The sequence below is a fragment of the Pontibacillus sp. HN14 genome (assembly GCF_021129245.1).
Taxonomy (GTDB): Bacteria; Bacillota; Bacilli; order Bacillales; family BH030062; genus Pontibacillus.
On the sequence record NZ_JAJOLR010000001.1, the window covers coordinates 1,422,472 to 1,439,784 of the forward strand.

Here is a 17,313-nt window from a genome sequence, read left to right on the forward strand (position 1 = left end):
TCACCCTTCACCTCTGGCTTTTCGAACTTTAGTCATTTCTTGACGAAGTAGGAGCATCGCCATTTGAAAATCCTGGTCGGATACAAACTGCGACTTGTATAATTCTCGCATTTCCATTTCCATTAATTCCAAATCAGCTAATCGATCTCCAATATAAATTACAGTTCCATATTTCATTAATAATTTTTGTATATCATAAATGGACTTCATATTCATCACCACTTTTATTATAGCAAGCGCTTCCTATAAAAGAAATAAGGAATCCTTACGAGTTACCACAACATAAAGAAACCCTGACCATTAACGGTCAGGGTCCTGTGGATGCAGAAAAGCAGGGCGTCGATTTTTGAGCGGCATTGGTGAGCGTAAAATTACATCACGAAACGCTCGGTACGAGAAAGGTAAAAATGGCCAAAGATAAGCCGTTTTAAATGTATTCAAACTTGCTAAATACAAAATCCAAATCGTCGTGCCAATCACAAACCCTTTTACTTCAAATAGCGCTGTGACAACTAAGAGCCCAAGCCTCGTTAAACGATTGGCCAGACTGAGTTCATAGCTTGGTGTACAATACGTACCGATTACGGCTGCAGCCAGGTAGAGAACAACTTCATTTGAAAACAATCCTACCTGAATGGCAACTTGCCCGATTAAAATAGCCGCTACTAAGCCAAGGGCTGTAGCCAATGCTGATGGCGTATGAATAGCAGCCATCCTTAACGTATCAATCCCAATCTCCGCAATTAAAAATTGGACAATAAGTGGCAAGACTCCTAATTCTGTAGGGCCAATATACTTTAAATGTTCAGGCAATAAGGTCGTATCAATTGAAAATAGATAATATAAAGGTAAAACAAATAACGATGCGAGAACAGCGAAGAAACGAACAAAACGTAAATAGGCCCCAACGGAAGGCTTTTGCCTATACTCCTCAGCGTGCTGTAAGTGATGCCAAAATGTAGCCGGTGTAATCATGACACTTGGCGAGCCATCGATCATTATAAGTATATGGCCTTCATATATGTGAGCCGCTGCTGTATCGGGTCTCTCCGTATATCGAATCGTCGGGTAAGGGCTCCAGTGTCTGCCACTTAAGAATTCCTCAACGGTCTTCTCAGCCATTGGTAATCCATCGGTATCAATCATCTGCAAGGTATCTTTTAAGTGTTGGACTTTATCCATGTCAGCAACGTCTTCTAAATAGCACAGGCAGACATCTGTCTTTGAACGGCGTCCAATCTGTAAATATTCCATACGCAATGAACGATCCCGCACTCGTCTTCTTGTTAAAGCGGTGTTAAAGATAATTGTTTCCACATACCCATCCCTTGAGCCCCTCACCACACGTTCAATATCAGGCTCCTGAGGACCACGTACAGGGTATGTCCTGGCATCAATCATAATAATCTTATCGTCAATGCCTTCTACAACTAAAGCTGTTGGACCAGCAAGCACCCAATCCGTCGCTTCATTTAGATCTGTTTTATGACCAAGTTCGACGTACGGGAGGTGTGTACGCAACAACTTCTCAAAGGGATTTGGCTCTAATTGTTCCGGTTCAAGCTGGGATAAGAGCTTCATTAAATAATGAAGAATCTCATCTTTAACAAAACCGTCAATCATAAAGAGGGCCATTCTTCTCCCGGCATACTCCAGATCAAGCTGAATCACGTCAAAGCTTTTATCAACGCCCAGCCTCTCCTTCATATATTGAATATTATCATCATAGTTGTTAAACATCGGCTGCTTTTCCATTTCATCACCTAGCTTTATAAAGGTCTAACCTCATTTTGTGCACAAACCTTTATAAGCATACACAAATTAATCGACGAGTTCTGATTGAACATATGCCCACAGTAAATTAAATGTATGTTCTAGCGAAGAAACATGCGTCCGCTCGTAAGCATGAGAGGCATCAATACCAGGACCTATTAAGCCATGCTTTACATCGGCTCCCGCTCGTATCGCAGCTGAAGCATCTGAACCATAGTACGGGTAGATGTCAATTTCATACCCGATATCATTGTGTTCTGCTAGTTGAACGAGGTGTTGGCGTAACCCATAATGATAAGGGCCAGAGGAATCCTTCGCACAAATCGAAGCCACATATTCGGTCGTTGTTTGACCATCTCCAATAGCTCCCATATCGACAGCTAAATATTCTGATGTCTCAGCCGGGATACTTGCATTCCCCCCATATCCAATTTCTTCATTGTTAGAAATATAGAAGTGTGTTGTATATGGTAATACAATTCCTTCTTCCTTCAGCGAATGAACGAGGTGCATGAGTATAGCTACACTAGCTTTATCATCCAAATGACGCGATTTAATAAAGCCGTTATCCGTCGTTTGAAAACGAGGATCAAATGATACAAAGTCCCCAACTTGGACGCCAAGATTCTTTGTATCTTCAGCATTATGTACTTCAGCATCAACGCGCACTTCAATATTCTCTTTGTCTCGCTTTTTGTCCCCACTATCTTTATAAACATGGACAGAGGTTTGGTGCATTAGAATTGTACCTGAATAAGTGGCCCCACTAGCCGTATGAATTTCACAGTATTCTCCTTCGACACTATTCCATTTAAATCCACCAATCATGGATAGCTTCAAGGTTCCATCCGACTTAATTTCCTTGACCATAGCACCAAGCGTGTCAACGTGAGCTGTCAATAAACGGTGTTTGGACGTGTCTTCTCCTTCTATCGTTGCAATGAGGGCCCCTTTTTGAGTCTTATAAGCCGGAATCTTCATATCCTCAAAGAAGGCAGCACAATGGTCAATACATGCGTCTGTAAACCCTGAAGGACTTGGAATGTTTACGAGTTGTTCTACTATACCTGTAATGGCTTGCGTGTGTTTCAAAATGATCTCCCCTTTTCATTTTCATAACTTTCTATCTTCTATCATACATATGAATGACACAGGATGTCCAAAAGAAAAGGGGACTTGTATGATGAAGAAACTCATTCCGATTCTATTAATCAGCCACGCTTTAGGCTTTTTTATTGTGTTTCAGTGGTCACAAAAAGACGTGCAAAACGTAGTGAAGTATTTTCCCCTTGATGAAAGCATCTCTCTAGAGGATACAAGCACGTCACTAGAAATGCTTTCAGAAAGCGATCGTGATGAATATGAAATTCATTGGACCACCAATTCAAGCTTGAAAGAGCCTGTTTACCTCCGACAGGACATTTCACTACTCTATGAGGACGGCAGACTAAAAGGCGTGCTTGGAAAATGGAAAGAAAATGGACAGGACCTTGTTCAAGAAGAGAAAGTGCAAGGAGAGGATAGCGGCCACTACCAGGCAATTACTTATCATCACGGAGAAGTTCACTATCCAGATGATCGCATTAAGAGTATTCAAGACATGACCCAAAGCGAGCTTTATGTCATTGATTCACCCCTCACACCGCTTGAGTCTTTTACAGAGCCGCAGAATCAGCAACAAAAAGATTGGAAAGAAACGCTCGACCGCGCTACAGAGCAGCAGTTAGCCTACAGATGGAACCAATTAATTACACACTTCTCAATCCCAATTGAACAATACGTGCGCATTCCACTCACTTCTTTACCGCAGTATAAAACAAAGCCCCTCCCAGGTTTAGACGTTGAACAAACTCAACAAGTCATCGGCCAACTATGGGAAGGACTTTATAAAGATTATATTCTTGATTTCACTGCTTCATCTGACCCAACAAATGAATCAAGCTATGTTCCATTAATATTAGCTGATAAAGATGGAAAACACCTGCTAGTGTTGTACGAAAATGCACAAGGAAAGAAAGAAAAACTCTTGCAGTATTATCCGGATGCTTCTAACTGATTTAACAGGTCTTTATAATCCTCAGCCTCCGGGTTAATGTCTATAGCTTTTTGAACAGCCTCTATAGCAAGGTCTCTTTCCCCTTGCCTCGCATAAAGGACAGCAAGGTTATACCAAGCAGGATCATTTTGATCATTTAATTCAACAGAACGCTTTAAATCAGTAAGCGCCTGATCAGTTCGATCTTGTTGAATATGCCCGTAAGAACGAATGAAATAGAGGATGCTATCCTTATTCCCATGTTCTTCAATCGCTTCATCTGCTACTTCATAGGCATCCTGAAAAGAGCCTTCTTGTTGATAGTATGAAGCGAGAACGATTTCGGTATGAGGTTCATAGGTCTCGTTTGTCTGCATGCCTGCATAAAAGAGGAGGCCTCCGGTCACTAACACCCCTATAAAACTCGCCGTTTGTGTGAGTAAGTTTCGTTTCTTAGGAAAGTGTACCAAAGAAGAAGCTAAAAAGCCGCCGACTAACCCTCCGAGATGTGCCCCAATATCCACTTGAGGGATGGTAAAGCTAATAACGATATTAATCAGGAGGATACCTATTATATTACTCCCCATCGTTTTAAAGAATAGCTTCTTATAAATTAACCCAAAGAAAAGAAGGGCGCCAAACAGACCATAGATTGCTCCAGATGCACCGGCAGCAACGTTTTGGGAAAGAGCAAAGCTTGCCAGTCCACCTACGATCCCACTGACGAAATAAATTACTAAAAAGCGGGCACTTCCAAACATTCGCTCAACAGCATTCCCCAGGTAATAAAGGGCCAACATATTGAGTAAGATGTGAAATATACCGATATGAAGAAACATAGAACTTGCGATTCTCCACCATTCCCCGTCCAAAATGAAAGGGTTAAATTTAGCTCCATACTTGATGAGCGTATTGGTGTCTTGACTCCCTCCATTGATCTCTAATACAAAGTACATAATAACGTTTAAGGCAATCAACAAATAGGTGAAGATTGGTTTGCCACGACTTAGAACAGCTTGCTGACTTTTTATGTTTTGTTCTATGGCTTGATCAACCGCTCTTCTCAATTGAGGTACGTTACTTTCCATCTCTTCTTCACTTTCAGGAGAAAATGGGGGATCTTTGATGTATAGAGCTTCATAAACCTCACCAAGATGTCTTTCCCGATCATGTTGTGGCACAAAATAGGTCATGATACGAACCGACTTTCGGCCATTATTTATATGTATTGGTTTTTGTTCCCACTCATCTACCGGCGGAAATTGTGAGATGTATACTAAATGAACCCTTATATCTCTCCCAACAAGGGATTTAGATAATCGCTTCACTTTCTCAGCTACGTCATCCTGATCCCGCTTAAGATGATTAGACCAATCAAAGGTTTGTTGCTTTAATCGAATGATTTTCGTTATGGTTCCTTTAGTCTGCTCAAGCCACACTTCCCTTCGTTCGTGGTCAATGTGAATCACTTCATATTCATACCGAGAAATGAAAGTGTAGGTCATCTTCCAGAAATAATAAATATCCTCTAAATACATCTGCCTCTCTCCTTTCTTTTATCATACCAAAAGCAGCCGAAGACTTGAAAAAAAACGTTCAGTCGTACATGACGACTGAACGTTTTCTAAAAGGTTGATCTTCCTAAGATCTGCGGTAAGATTTTTTCTCTTAAATAAGGCATCCGCATGCTTACACGGACCGCAACTTTTCTTAATAAATCATACGCTAATACACCATTTAATATGCGATATTTATAACGATTTAACGCATACATTCCAGCTATTAAGAAGAATAACCACATGATCACTCTCATCATAACCCACCTATTCACTAGTTGATAGGCTTAGTATGCGGATGGAAAAACGATTTTATTCTTTATTATACTTTTCTAAAACCGGGTTAAGTGTATCCCTTAACACCTTTGCTGAATTCGCAAATTGCGCTTCTTCTAATTCATCTAAGTCGATCTGAAGGATTTCTCGCACTCCTGAACGATTCACAATAGCTGGCACGCCAATGTAAATATCTTTCTCATCATATTCCCCGTTCAAATAAGCAGAAACAGTTAAGATTGAATTCTCATTATGAAGAATGGCTTTCGTTAATCGAACGAGCCCCATCGCAATCCCGTAATACGTAGCCCCTTTACGTTGTATAATATGGTAGGCAGCATCTCTTACACCTTCAAATAACGGGGTTAGATCTCTTTCGCTATATTTCTCAGGGTTATCTTTAATTCGATCAAAGACCGTACGTCCGCCTATATTCGCATGGCTCCATGCTGGCAACTCAGAATCTCCGTGCTCTCCCATGATATAAGCATGCACATTACGGGAATCCACATTAAAGTATTCTCCTAGAGAATAACGAAGTCTGGCCGTGTCTAAAATCGTTCCGGATCCGATGACACGATGCTTTGGCAGGCCTGAGAATTTCCATGTCATATAGGTCAGGATATCTACCGGATTCGTCGCAACAAGGAAAATTCCATCGAAACCTGAACCCATAACTTGATCTACAATAGATTTAAATATAGCAGAATTTTTCTCCACCAGATCTAATCGAGTTTCACCTGGCTTTTGATTTGCGCCGGCAGTTATAACAACAAGATCAGCAGAAGCACAGTCACTATAGTCTCCATACCATATTTTCGTATAGGAAGGGGCAAAGGCTAGTCCGTGGTTAAGGTCCATCGCATCTCCTTCAGATTTTTCCTTATTTACATCGATTAAGACAAGCTCGTCCCCTACACCTTGATTCAATAAAGCGAAGGCATAACTTGATCCTACAAATCCTGTTCCGATTAGTGCAATTCGATTAACTCTTTCCACTCTCCATCATCCCTTCTCTGAATGAAATACTTTCCTATCTACCTATATTGTACATGAATGCACAAAGCCCCAAAACCACCGATAGCGCTTTCATTGTTAAGATATTGTTACAATTGTCCTCGCCTTTATAAGCGAAACCCTTTTTCCGTGACAAGGTTCCGTACCGGGACATCATATTCTTCATGAGGGACACTAGATACAACCTGAGCTTCCGTAGCTAAAGCAACCGTTTCATTCGCATAAGTAGCGAGGTAACGATCATAATACCCACCGCCATAACCTATACGATATCCTTCAAGATCAAAGACCAGCCCTGGCACAAGCATAAGATCAATCGAGTTCGGTTCACTGACCGGGCAAAGCGTCGGAACAGGCTCCTGAAGGCCAAAATAAACCGTCTCTAACTGATCATAGGATGTGAGCTGATGAAAGTCTAAACGACTTTCTTTAGGGGTGCACTTAGGCACCACAACCTTTTTCCCCTCTTTCCACGCCAAATCAATAATGGGAGCCGTATCGACTTCGTGAGCTTGAGAGATCGTACACCCAACGGTCGAAGCTTGATCCCATAACTTGCTATTTAAAAGAGCCAAATAGATCTCCTGCTCTTTTTGCTTCTTTTCTTCCGTACTCATATTCTTCAATAAGTCTTTACCATATGTACGCCATTCTGATTTCGTTTTCAACCAAACACCTCTTTCTTTTTTATAGGATCCATTATAAGAATTTCTACTAAAGTGGGGGATTCACAATGTGTTCCATATATGTCCACTTATGTGAAAGGCTTGATAAGAGAGAAAGTTTCCGTTTACGTTAGCCTGTGCGTAAGGTGGTTCGGGAAATCACTCGCTTTCCGCGGCGAGCTGGGAAGCCTCCTCGTTCGCTGCCGCTCTCTGCGGGGTCTCCCCTAGGCTCCTCTTGCCGCAGGAGTCTCGCAATTTCCCGAACCACCTTTGCCATATGTATATAAAACGTAAACATATCGCATAAGCTAGTAGGGTGTTGATAAAATTCCACGCTTCCTCTGGTTGGGGCTGTTTCTCCTAATATTAATAAGGGGTGTCTGGGGGACGGGGAGACTCCTACGGGAGAAAGAGGTAGACGAGACCCCGGAATGAGCGTAGCGATTGAGGAGGCTCGACACCTCGCCCGTGGAAAGCGAGTCGTTCCCCAGACACCCCTATCTCTCATTAAACGTGAACAGCCCCTCTCCTTATTAAAATGTCTCAGCTTCGCACATTAAAATAACAACAAGAAACTCTTCAACAAAACATTATAAAAAAAACAGTAGGAGCGAGTCCTACTGTTTACTTCGTTTCACGATGAAGAGTGTGTTTCTTCAAGCGTGGGCAATATTTCATTAATTCTAAGCGCTCAGGGTTTGTACGCTTGTTTTTAGTGCTAATATAGTTGCGGTCACCAGTTTCAGTGCAAGCAAGTGTAATGTTTACACGCATCGTTTATCCCTCCAAATACCATTCTTTACTCTGTTTAATGTATTTACATACTTTATCAGACTTATTTATAGTATCAAATCATGCCTATTCTTTCAAGGCTGTTTTGCTCATTTATTGAATGTCGGAAGAATTTCTACAACTCTACTTGTGGCGACGCTTATAGAAATTCATTGTAAAACGAGTATAAGGTCGGTTTTCTCACGCTTTCTAGTATGATATAACTAGTAAAGAAATGAAATGAGGTGAAGAAATGATTTACGTGTTTTTAACACTATTTTCGGTAGCACTTGTCCTGTACATCCTCTCTTTCTTTGCAAAGAGTCGAATACAAGAGTTAGAAGAACAGATGGAAGAGATCTCGTTAAATGCGATTCAAGAAACGTATCAATTGAAGAAGAAAATGCGTGTTTTAGAAGAAGAACTTCTCATTGATGAAGCGCCTGAACGCTTTTATCAGGAACCTACTCCTACCCCCGCTGACGAGTCCGAATCAAACTTGATGGGACAAAAAGTACTAGACCTGTACCAGGAAGGGTTTACTACAAAAGAAATCGCTGATAAAACCTCTATGAAAGAAGAAGATATCTTCGTCACATTAAGGCAATATTCCACAGAGAAGCAGCGAGGTGTACATTCATGAAATATACGCTAAGAGCATTCGCACTAGGTCTATTAACAGCAACTGCCTTACTAGCTTTTGCCTATTCACAACAAGATCCTAGCCAAGCTAAAGAAACAGCTCCTACAAAAGAAGAGGCAGCCTCCTTATTAGAGGAAAAGGGGTATACCATCTTAACTGAAAATGAGTACACTCAGTTAACAGAAAAGGCTTCACCTGAACAAAATGCAGATTCAGATGAACAACAAAAGCAAGAAGATAAAGAAGAGACATCTAAACCAACCGGTGATGAAGAAGGATCCGTGAAAGCTTATACACTATCCATTGAAGAAGGCATGGTTCCAGAAGACATTAGCCAGGTACTAGCACAGAATGGAATCATCGAGGATGCTGAAGGCTTCAGAGCATACTTAGTGGACAACGAATTCAGCCGCTACATACAGATCGGTGAATATACAGTCGTAAATCAGATGTCCTTCCAGGAGATCGCGAGGATTATTACGCGATAACTAAAATAGCCTTTCATTGGATACTTACAATGAAAGGCTATTTTACGATTCTATTTAATAACTAATGGAAACATTCTTTCATCCTCTTTAAGATTCATCACCTAATCATTATCGATCAGAGTCTGATTAGCTTTTATTTGAATCGCGTTTCTTCCTTTAACTTGTTTTAACGTAGCTACTATAAGAAAACTCACAATCACAAGTAAAAGCCATGAACTCACTTTCCCGAGATGCACAAGACTCCATGCCTCTCGTTGATTGGGATATTCCCAAGCCCCAAAAAATGTGGCAATATTTTCAGCAATCCAAATAAAAAAGCCAATAAGGACGAAAGACAAAGCAAGAGGCATTCTGTAACGGGCATCATTGATACGGTAGCTCACGGATGATTTCCAAAAGACAATGATTACAAGCGCTGATAACCACCAACGAATATCAATCCAGTAATGGTGAGTGAAGAAGTTTAAGTAAATGGCAGAAGCCAAGGGGACAACGAGCCATAATGGCGGCCATTTCACTAAATGTACGTCTAACCTTCTCCATGCCTGACAAAGATAACTAGCGACACTTGCGTACATAAATCCACTATACAAAGGAACCCCAAACACCTTCGAATATCCCGCTTCCGGATAAGACCAGGATCCCATGTGTACTTTAAACAGCTCTAGAGCTAATCCGATTAAGTGAAACAGGGTGATAACTTTTAACTCATCTCTTGTCTCAAGTCCAGAACGAACCATCCACCACTGCATAAGAAGAAAGATGATCAATAACCAATCATACCTTGGCAAGATAGGGAGAGAGATCATTTGCGTAACAGCCAACGATACGAAAATAACCACTGGGAAAATGCAAGACCAGGCTTGTTCCCCTCCAAAAAAAGTGAGTTGTTTCAGTGCCCTCATGCCTCTTCTCTCCTTTACTAAGCCTCTACTTACCTATTCCTCCAGGGACGGTCGTTTTGGCAATCGTTTTTATGATGTTGATTATATAGTATTATTTATTGTTTTACAATAAATAATTATTAAATCGCATTATAATTTTAAGGATATATTTTGTGTAAAGGCAATCTCGAATCGGCACAAACTTCTTAACTAGTGTATGTTTAAGAACGCTCCTTAAGAAACGTATGGAGTTTTAAAGTGGAGGGGTGTTGGACGGAAATTTGCATACAAAAAAGCGGAATCATGATTGATTCCGCCTTTTTGATTCTAGCTATTATTCATTTAGGTCAAAGGTTTGACCTTTAACAAGGTAGAAAATATACTCCCCGATGTTCGTAATATGATCCGCAAAGCGTTCAATATAACGAGCAACGTAAGCCATTTGCATAATATGCTGGATCTTCTGCGGGTTATTAGCTGTAAGCTCTAGCATTTCTCTTGTTATTTGGCCATACATTTCATCAACTTTGTCATCCATTTCTGCAAGCACACGCGCTAGTGAAATGTCTTCGTTCTCAAAAGCTTTCGTAGCTGTATCCACCATTTCCTTGGCTACCCCAAACATATCTCGTAAAGCCGGAGGAATGGTGATATCATGATCTTCACCTAAGTGAATGGCACTTTTACTAACATTCACTGCGTGATCGGCCATACGTTCAAGATCAGAAGAAACCTTAATCGCGACAATCATCCTGCGAAGGTCCGTTGCAACAGGTTGCTGCTTTGCGATAAGCAGGATAGCCTGTTCATTAATTTCAAGTTCTTTACGGTCTAGTTGATCATCTTCTTCAATAATCTTCTTCGCCTTATCAATGTCTTGATTGTACAGTGCATCAAGAGCTTCTTCAAATGCTTGCACGGTTCCTACAGCTAACTTCTTAATACTATACTTTAATTGATCCATATCTTCGTGAAACTGACCTCTTATCATACCCATTTACCCCTTTCGATTTCCGATCATCAACTTCTGCTTAGCCGAAACGTCCGGTAATGTAATCTTCTGTGCGTTTATCGGACGGATTCTGGAACAATGTGTTTGTATCTGTATATTCTACAAGTTCACCGCTCAAGAAGAAAGCTGTTTTATCAGAAATACGTGCCGCTTGTTGCATATTGTGCGTAACGATTACGATACTGTAATCCTTCTTCAGTTCCTGAATCAATTCTTCTACCTTCAATGTAGAAATCGGGTCAAGAGCAGAAGTAGGCTCATCCATTAAAATGACATCAGGTTCAATAGCTAAACAACGAGCAATACAAACACGCTGTTGCTGTCCACCAGACAAACCGTACGCATTTTCATGAAGACGGTCTTTTACTTCATCCCAAAGGGCCGCCCCTTTTAGACTCTTCTCTACAATTTGATCGAGTGTCTTTTTATCTTTAATTCCGTGAATTTTAGGTCCGTATACGATATTTTCGTAGATGGATTTAGGAAACGGGTTCGGTTTTTGGAATACCATTCCCACTTTCGTACGAAGGTCTTCTACTAAATAGTTTTTTTCGAAAATGTTCTTTCCACGGTATTCAATCTCACCAGATGTTTTTACAACAGGAACGGTCTCAACCATACGATTTAACGTTTTAACATACGTAGACTTACCGCAACCAGATGGTCCAATAATAGCTGTAACGTCGTTTTCTTTAATATCCATATTTATATCATAAAGGGCTTGGTTATCCCCGTACCATAAGTTTAAATCTTTCACATTAAATACTGAGCTTTTTGTATCTGCCATAACGACAAATGCCTCCTTCGATAATCCGCTGATTCTATAAAGGTTTATAAACGTTTAGAGAATTTGTTTCGAATAAATACAGCAATAGAGTTTAAGAGCAATAAGATCACTAGTAGTACGATAATTCCGGCTGAAGCCACATACTCAAATTCAGGTTGTGGAGCTTTTGTCCAGCTATAAATTTGAATCGGCATGGCTGTATAAGGATCAAAAATGCTACTTGGAAGTGTAAAGATTGCTGTTGCTGCTCCTACAAGTAACAAGGGTGCGGTTTCACCAATCGCACGGGAAAGAGCAAGAATTCCACCAGTTAGGATACCAGGGATCGCTGCTGGTAAAACAATGCGTCTAACAGTTTGCCATTTCGTAGCACCCATCCCATAAGAAGCTTCACGTAATTCATTCGGAACAGAACGAATCGATTCTTGTGCTGCAACGACGATTACAGGAAGAACAAGAAGGCCTAACGTCAAACCACCAGCAAGAATAATTTCCCCCGTTTTAAAGATATAAACGAAAATTGTAAGACCTAATAAACCAAAAACAATGGACGGTACTCCGGCCAGGTTCTGCAAGTTAATTTGGATGAATCGCGTAAACTTTCCTCGTTTAGCGTATTCCTCTAAATAAATGGCAGTGGCTACCCCGATCACAAGAGTTACAGGAGCCGTTACTGACATTAACCATAAGGAGCCAATGACCCCGGCTTTAATCCCTGCACGATCTGGACTTTGTGAGGTGAAGCCCGTTAAGAAATCCATATCTAAGCTACCGAGTCCTTGAGTCAATATCCGATAAGCTAAAGCCCCTAAGAATAATAATCCAATAATCGTAGCAATGAAGAAGATTACCTTTGCAATCTTATTCTTTAAGATACGACTATTCATTTTATTAGACACTGTTTCTTTATTTACTAAAGCCATATTAGTACTCCTCTCTAAATCGTCGACTAATATATTGTGCAAGAAGGTTCATAATTAACGTGAAGACAAATAGGGTTGTTCCGACTGCATAGATACTATAGTAAATAGTCGAGCCGAATGAAACATCTCCTGTAGAGACTTGAACAATGTACCCTGTCATCGTCTGAATCGACTGCGTTGGATCTAGCGTAAACTTCGGTGTAGCACCTGCTGCAATGGCCACGATCATTGTTTCTCCAATGGCACGAGACATAGCAAGTGCGAAAGAAGCGACAATACCAGATAAAGCAGCTGGTATAACAACCTTAATTGTTGTTTCAAGTCTTGTTGATCCAAGAGCCATTGCTCCTTCACGTAATGTGTTTGGCACAGCCCCCATTGCATCCTCCGTAAGAGAAGCAACCATTGGGACGATCATGACACCTACAACAATACCTGCACTTAGTGCGTTAAAGAAAGATAGGTCTGGAATAATTTTGTCCAACATTGGCGTAACAAAGGTTAAAGCAAAGAAGCCATATACCACTGTAGGAATTCCAGCCAGTACTTCAAGAATTGGCTTAAGCATTCTTCTAACTTTATCAGATGCATATTCACTCAAGAATATAGCTGAAGCAACACCTAATGGGATCGCAATAATCATGGCTGTTATTGTAATTAATAACGTACCACTAATTAAAGACAAAATTCCATATGAATCACGCCACGGATTCCAATAGGTCGTTGTAAAGAATTCAACAACACTTACTTGATTAAAGAAAGTAAATGTTTCAGATAATAACGTATAAAGTATTCCTAATGTCACAAGTACAGATAGCGTAGCACAGAGTAACAATAGTTTAGGCACTAATTTTTCCACAAACATGGTCGAGCTATTGGATTGTTTATTCTTAGCAATCCTTTCCTTTACAGAAAGCTCATCGTGATTCTTTTTAGATGAAACCATTTATGAAATCCCCTTTCATCTGGAACATAGCAAAGTGAGGGGAACAACTTTCAACCCGTCCCCTCACCTCACACAGAACCAATTATCCAAGAAGTTTGCTACTACTTATTTTCCAGCTAGTTCTTTAACTTTATCAATTTGCTCTTGATATTTTTCTTCTGGAAGAGCGACATATCCAACTTCTTTAGCAGCGTCTCCTGCATTCTCAAGTGTATAGATTGTGTAATCATATACCTGAGGTTTCTCTAATGCACTTTCCACAACATATGTGAATAGTGGGCGAGAAAGTGGTGCATACTCTCCGCTTTGGATCGTATCATGGTTTGGTTTTACTGGTTCAGCATCTTCACCATTTTGAATACCTAAAGCTTTAAGAGAATCTTCGTTTTGAAGGTAGTAAGCATAACCGAAGAAGCCGATTGCGTATTCACTGTTTTTAATGCCGCGAACAAGTGTATTGTCATCTTCAGAAGTTTGAACATCTCCATCTTCACGCATTGCATTATCTTCAAGAATTACTTCGTTGAAGTAGTCGAATGTACCAGAGTCATGACCTGGAGCGAAGATTTTAATGGTTTCGTCTGGCCATTCAGGATTGATGTCAGACCATTTCTTAGCGTCAGAACTGTCAAGGAAGATCTTTTTCAGTTGATCTACTGTAAGGTTGTCAACAAAGTCGTTTTCAGAACTAACAGCTACTGTAAGACCGTCATATGCAAGTGTAAGTTCATGTAGGTTAACATCGTTTTCTTCAGCTTTTTTCTTTTCTTCTTCTTTAATCGGACGAGAAGCGTTTGAAAGATCGATTTCGCCTTTAGTAGACTTTTCGAATCCGCCACCAGAACCGATGGATTGTAATGTTACGTTAACATCGCTTTCTTTAGATGCGTAACGCTCTTGAATGTATAGGGCCATAGGGTAAACAGTAGAAGAACCTGCCTGTTTCACATTACCGGAAAGTGCTTCTCCACCGTCTGTTTCAGATTGAGTATCACCATTTGAAGTGTCTTCATCTTCGCCTTCGCTGCTTCCGCAAGCTGCAAGAGCTCCAAGAGCAAGGATAAGTGTGAAGATTAGTGCTAAATGCTTGAAACTTTTCATTTCTTTTTTCCCCCTAAATTAAATGTTGAATTTTGTTGTTCAAGTGGGCTTGATCAACTCACAATGCTTATACTACAGATAGAGTTTTAACGGCGTATGAATGAAATGTTAAGGTTGTGTAAATTGATCATTTTTCATGTATAGACTTCGCAAACTTCCTGGTATTACGGGGTTTTCCACTTGAGGTATTCTTTAGTTTCTACAAAAAAAAGAGGGTTATGCATAAGCATAACCCTCTCTTTTCTCTATCTTTTATTCTTCAGTTGCTTCATCTTCCATTTCGTCTTCTGATTTCTTTTCTTTCATTGCTTCTGCGCGGTTTTCTTTTAAATCATAATAGGCATTCATCGCGTCACGACCAATGTGAGTATTAATAGGGTATTGCCCGTTCATGACCCCTGTGTTTGGCACAACGACTGCAAAGGCTACTTCCGGATCATCAGCCGGAGAGTATCCAACCAGGGTCAGGTTCTCCACGGGTGTAAAACCCGTTACATCTATTGCATTACCGTATTCATCTCGCGAAATATCATAAACCCTCGCTTGAGCCGTTCCTGTCTTACCTGCTACAGAGTAATCCACTTCCTTACCGAAGTTATAATACGCTGTACCATTTGATTGATAAACACGCTCAAATCCTCGTTGAACGCGGTCAATATCCGTTTGGGACATGGAGATCTTATTCAACACATTCGGGCTATAGGATTCAATAACCGGTCCAAGCTCTTTATTCTGGACGTCTGGTTCGTGCACTTCTTTCACAAGACGTGGCTGGATTCGATACCCATCATTTGCAATGGTCGATACATATTGAGCCAATTGCATCGTTGTATAAGTATCATACTGTCCAATGGCTAAGTCCATAATATTACCTGCTTGGAAATCTTCACCTTGTAAACCAGCGGATTCAGTATCAGCCGGCATATCAATTCCTGTTTTAACACCAAGGCCGAATTGACTGTAATAGTCTCGCATGACTTGGAAACTTCCATCATTAAACTTCATTGGTGCATTCCGTACGTAAGTCGGGTTCCCGGCAATCCTCATCGCAATATGGAACATATATACGTTAGAGGACTTCTCAAGAGCTTGGATTTCATTAATTGTCCCTAAGTCTTTGTAAGAATCTTTGGCTTTTGTACTTTTAAGTTCAATCGCAATATTATCATTTATGAGTGTTCCATAATTAATGACACCGGAGTCATACCCCGCTAACACAGTCGCGCCCTTAACTGTAGAACCTGGTGCATACTGCTGGGTAATGGCCCCTAAGGAGAAGTCTTGGAAATAAGGTTTCTCCCCGTTTTCTCCACGATTATATTTTTGACCTGAAACAGCCAAAATTTCACCAGTATCTGGCTCCAACATAACAACCATGGCTTCACTCATATTACTGTTCTTACCAGGATAGCGGGTAATGGCTTCTTTTAAGTGTTTCTGGACGATTTCATCTAACCTTTTCTGCAATTCCATATCGACCGTTAAGACAAGATCATTGCCTCGCGTGCCTTGTTGGATGACTTCTGAGTTAATGACTTCCTGATCACTGTTTACAGTGTGTTCAATTTGTTCCTTTTGACCTTTTAACACCATTTCATAGCGCTCTTCTAATCCGCTGGTGCCTACACGGTCATTTAAACTATAGCCACGAGACATGAAGTAGTCTTTCTCGTCTTTTGGGACACCAGCCATACTTACACTTCCTAAGTAGTTACGGAATGTCCCTCCAAAAGGATAGTCTCTTTCCCAGTCTGTACTTACATTAATACCAGGCAGTTCATCTAAGTTTTCGGCTACAGTAGCGTACTCTTTTAATGTCACGCCTTCATTCTTTATGATATGAGGAGATAGAGAATAAGCACTATCGAGTTCTCGTTTGATTGCAATAATCTCAAGCTCTTCATCAGAGAATTGGAGGTCTTTTTCAGGATCAATACGGTCTAATAGTATCTCATAAGGAGTTTTTGCGTCTGTTTCTTCTTCTTCCTTTGTATAGGTCTGCTCTTCTACTGTTAGCCGTTCTTTTATTGCCTCATTATTCTCATTGTTAACAAGAATCCAGTAATCTTTTTTATCACGCAAGGTTACTTTCTTCGTGTTTTTCTCAATCATGGGCGCAAGCTTACGCGCAATTTCTAAATGCTTCGCCTGATTTGTTGACTTTGGTGGTGTGTATGTAATGGCATAAAGTGGTGAATTGTCCACGATTATATTGCCAAAACGATCATACATCTTCCCTCTCGGTACCGGTGTCTTTGTAATATCGTTTGTAGTACGATTAATCTCTTCTTGCGCTTCAGCACCATGTAAGATCTGGACCATGCCCAGCTTTAACACAACACCAGAAAACATAAGAAAGATAATAAAGAATAACACATTTAAACGAAAGGGAAGATGAGACTTCTTTTTCTTGTTCTTTTTCCCCATAAGTCTCTC

The 17,313-nt window shown here is 40.5% G+C and carries 18 protein-coding genes; 3 read left to right on the forward strand and 15 right to left on the reverse strand.

The window, feature by feature from the left end; translation table 11 throughout:
• The 3 genes from LQ226_RS07385 to LQ226_RS07395 all read right to left on the reverse strand — a co-directional run bounded on the left by LQ226_RS07385 (position 1) and on the right by LQ226_RS07395 (position 2,868).
• On the reverse strand, positions 1–210 hold the full coding sequence (locus tag LQ226_RS07385; protein ID WP_231417198.1) for a YqgQ family protein: 210 nt from the start codon (positions 208–210) through the stop codon (positions 1–3).
• Between the two features lie 90 nt (positions 211–300).
• Positions 301–1,755, reverse strand: coding sequence for a spore germination protein (locus tag LQ226_RS07390; protein ID WP_231417199.1), 1,455 nt, complete (start codon positions 1,753–1,755; stop codon positions 301–303).
• A 66-nt stretch (positions 1,756–1,821) separates the two neighbouring features.
• Complete coding sequence (locus tag LQ226_RS07395) at positions 1,822–2,868, reverse strand: M42 family metallopeptidase (protein WP_370635478.1); 1,047 nt, start codon at positions 2,866–2,868, stop codon at positions 1,822–1,824.
• Between the two features lie 85 nt (positions 2,869–2,953).
• On the opposite strand from LQ226_RS07395, the gene LQ226_RS07400 reads away from it, so the two are divergent.
• Positions 2,954–3,829: a hypothetical protein gene (locus tag LQ226_RS07400; RefSeq protein WP_231417201.1), complete on the forward strand. Its 876-nt coding sequence runs from the start codon at positions 2,954–2,956 to the stop codon at positions 3,827–3,829.
• Here the strand turns inward: LQ226_RS07400 and LQ226_RS07405 are convergent.
• From LQ226_RS07405 to rpmG, 5 genes are all read right to left on the reverse strand, one after another.
• The gene (locus tag LQ226_RS07405; RefSeq protein WP_231417202.1) at positions 3,808–5,346 is read right to left on the reverse strand and encodes a rhomboid family intramembrane serine protease; all 1,539 of its coding nucleotides are present in this window, start codon (positions 5,344–5,346) and stop codon (positions 3,808–3,810) included. The two genes, LQ226_RS07400 and LQ226_RS07405, sit on opposite strands and share 22 nt — an antisense overlap.
• 86 nt (positions 5,347–5,432) lie before the next feature.
• Positions 5,433–5,639, reverse strand: a complete 207-nt coding sequence (locus tag LQ226_RS07410; RefSeq protein ID WP_231417203.1) for a hypothetical protein — start codon at positions 5,637–5,639, stop codon at positions 5,433–5,435.
• Positions 5,640–5,676: 37 nt separating this feature from the next.
• Entirely contained in the window at positions 5,677–6,639 is a 963-nt protein-coding gene (locus LQ226_RS07415) for an L-lactate dehydrogenase (protein ID WP_231417204.1), read from the reverse strand.
• A 125-nt stretch (positions 6,640–6,764) separates the two neighbouring features.
• The gene (locus LQ226_RS07420; protein ID WP_231417205.1) at positions 6,765–7,325 is read right to left on the reverse strand and encodes a 5-formyltetrahydrofolate cyclo-ligase; all 561 of its coding nucleotides are present in this window, start codon (positions 7,323–7,325) and stop codon (positions 6,765–6,767) included.
• Between the two features lie 621 nt (positions 7,326–7,946).
• Positions 7,947–8,096: a 50S ribosomal protein L33 gene (gene rpmG, locus LQ226_RS07425; RefSeq protein WP_029271012.1), complete on the reverse strand. Its 150-nt coding sequence runs from the start codon at positions 8,094–8,096 to the stop codon at positions 7,947–7,949.
• 250 nt (positions 8,097–8,346) lie between these two features.
• Between rpmG and LQ226_RS07430 the strand changes: the two genes are divergently transcribed.
• Entirely contained in the window at positions 8,347–8,736 is a 390-nt protein-coding gene (locus LQ226_RS07430; RefSeq protein WP_231417206.1) for a hypothetical protein, read from the forward strand.
• On the forward strand, positions 8,733–9,224 hold the full coding sequence (locus tag LQ226_RS07435; RefSeq protein ID WP_231417207.1) for an MltG/YceG/YrrL family protein: 492 nt from the start codon (positions 8,733–8,735) through the stop codon (positions 9,222–9,224). Before LQ226_RS07430 ends, LQ226_RS07435 begins: the two co-directional genes overlap by 4 nt.
• 101 nt (positions 9,225–9,325) lie before the next feature.
• Here LQ226_RS07435 and LQ226_RS07440 read toward each other — a convergent pair whose 3' ends face one another.
• The 7 genes from LQ226_RS07440 to LQ226_RS07470 form a co-directional block, all read right to left on the reverse strand.
• Positions 9,326–10,129 (reverse strand): DUF817 domain-containing protein, encoded by an 804-nt coding sequence (locus LQ226_RS07440; protein WP_231417208.1) that lies wholly within the window; start codon positions 10,127–10,129, stop codon positions 9,326–9,328.
• A 313-nt stretch (positions 10,130–10,442) separates the two neighbouring features.
• Positions 10,443–11,099, reverse strand: a complete 657-nt coding sequence (gene phoU, locus LQ226_RS07445) for a phosphate signaling complex protein PhoU (RefSeq protein WP_231417209.1) — start codon at positions 11,097–11,099, stop codon at positions 10,443–10,445.
• Between the two features lie 40 nt (positions 11,100–11,139).
• Positions 11,140–11,907, reverse strand: a complete 768-nt coding sequence (pstB, locus tag LQ226_RS07450; RefSeq protein WP_231417210.1) for a phosphate ABC transporter ATP-binding protein PstB — start codon at positions 11,905–11,907, stop codon at positions 11,140–11,142.
• Positions 11,908–11,951: 44 nt separating this feature from the next.
• Entirely contained in the window at positions 11,952–12,830 is an 879-nt protein-coding gene (gene pstA, locus LQ226_RS07455) for a phosphate ABC transporter permease PstA (RefSeq protein ID WP_231417211.1), read from the reverse strand.
• 1 nt (position 12,831) lies between these two features.
• The gene (pstC, locus tag LQ226_RS07460; RefSeq protein WP_231417212.1) at positions 12,832–13,776 is read right to left on the reverse strand and encodes a phosphate ABC transporter permease subunit PstC; all 945 of its coding nucleotides are present in this window, start codon (positions 13,774–13,776) and stop codon (positions 12,832–12,834) included.
• 105 nt (positions 13,777–13,881) lie between these two features.
• Positions 13,882–14,877 (reverse strand): PstS family phosphate ABC transporter substrate-binding protein, encoded by a 996-nt coding sequence (locus tag LQ226_RS07465; RefSeq protein ID WP_231417213.1) that lies wholly within the window; start codon positions 14,875–14,877, stop codon positions 13,882–13,884.
• A gap of 252 nt (positions 14,878–15,129) precedes the next feature.
• Complete coding sequence (locus LQ226_RS07470; RefSeq protein WP_231417214.1) at positions 15,130–17,304, reverse strand: peptidoglycan D,D-transpeptidase FtsI family protein; 2,175 nt, start codon at positions 17,302–17,304, stop codon at positions 15,130–15,132.
• Positions 17,305–17,313 lie beyond the last annotated feature (9 nt).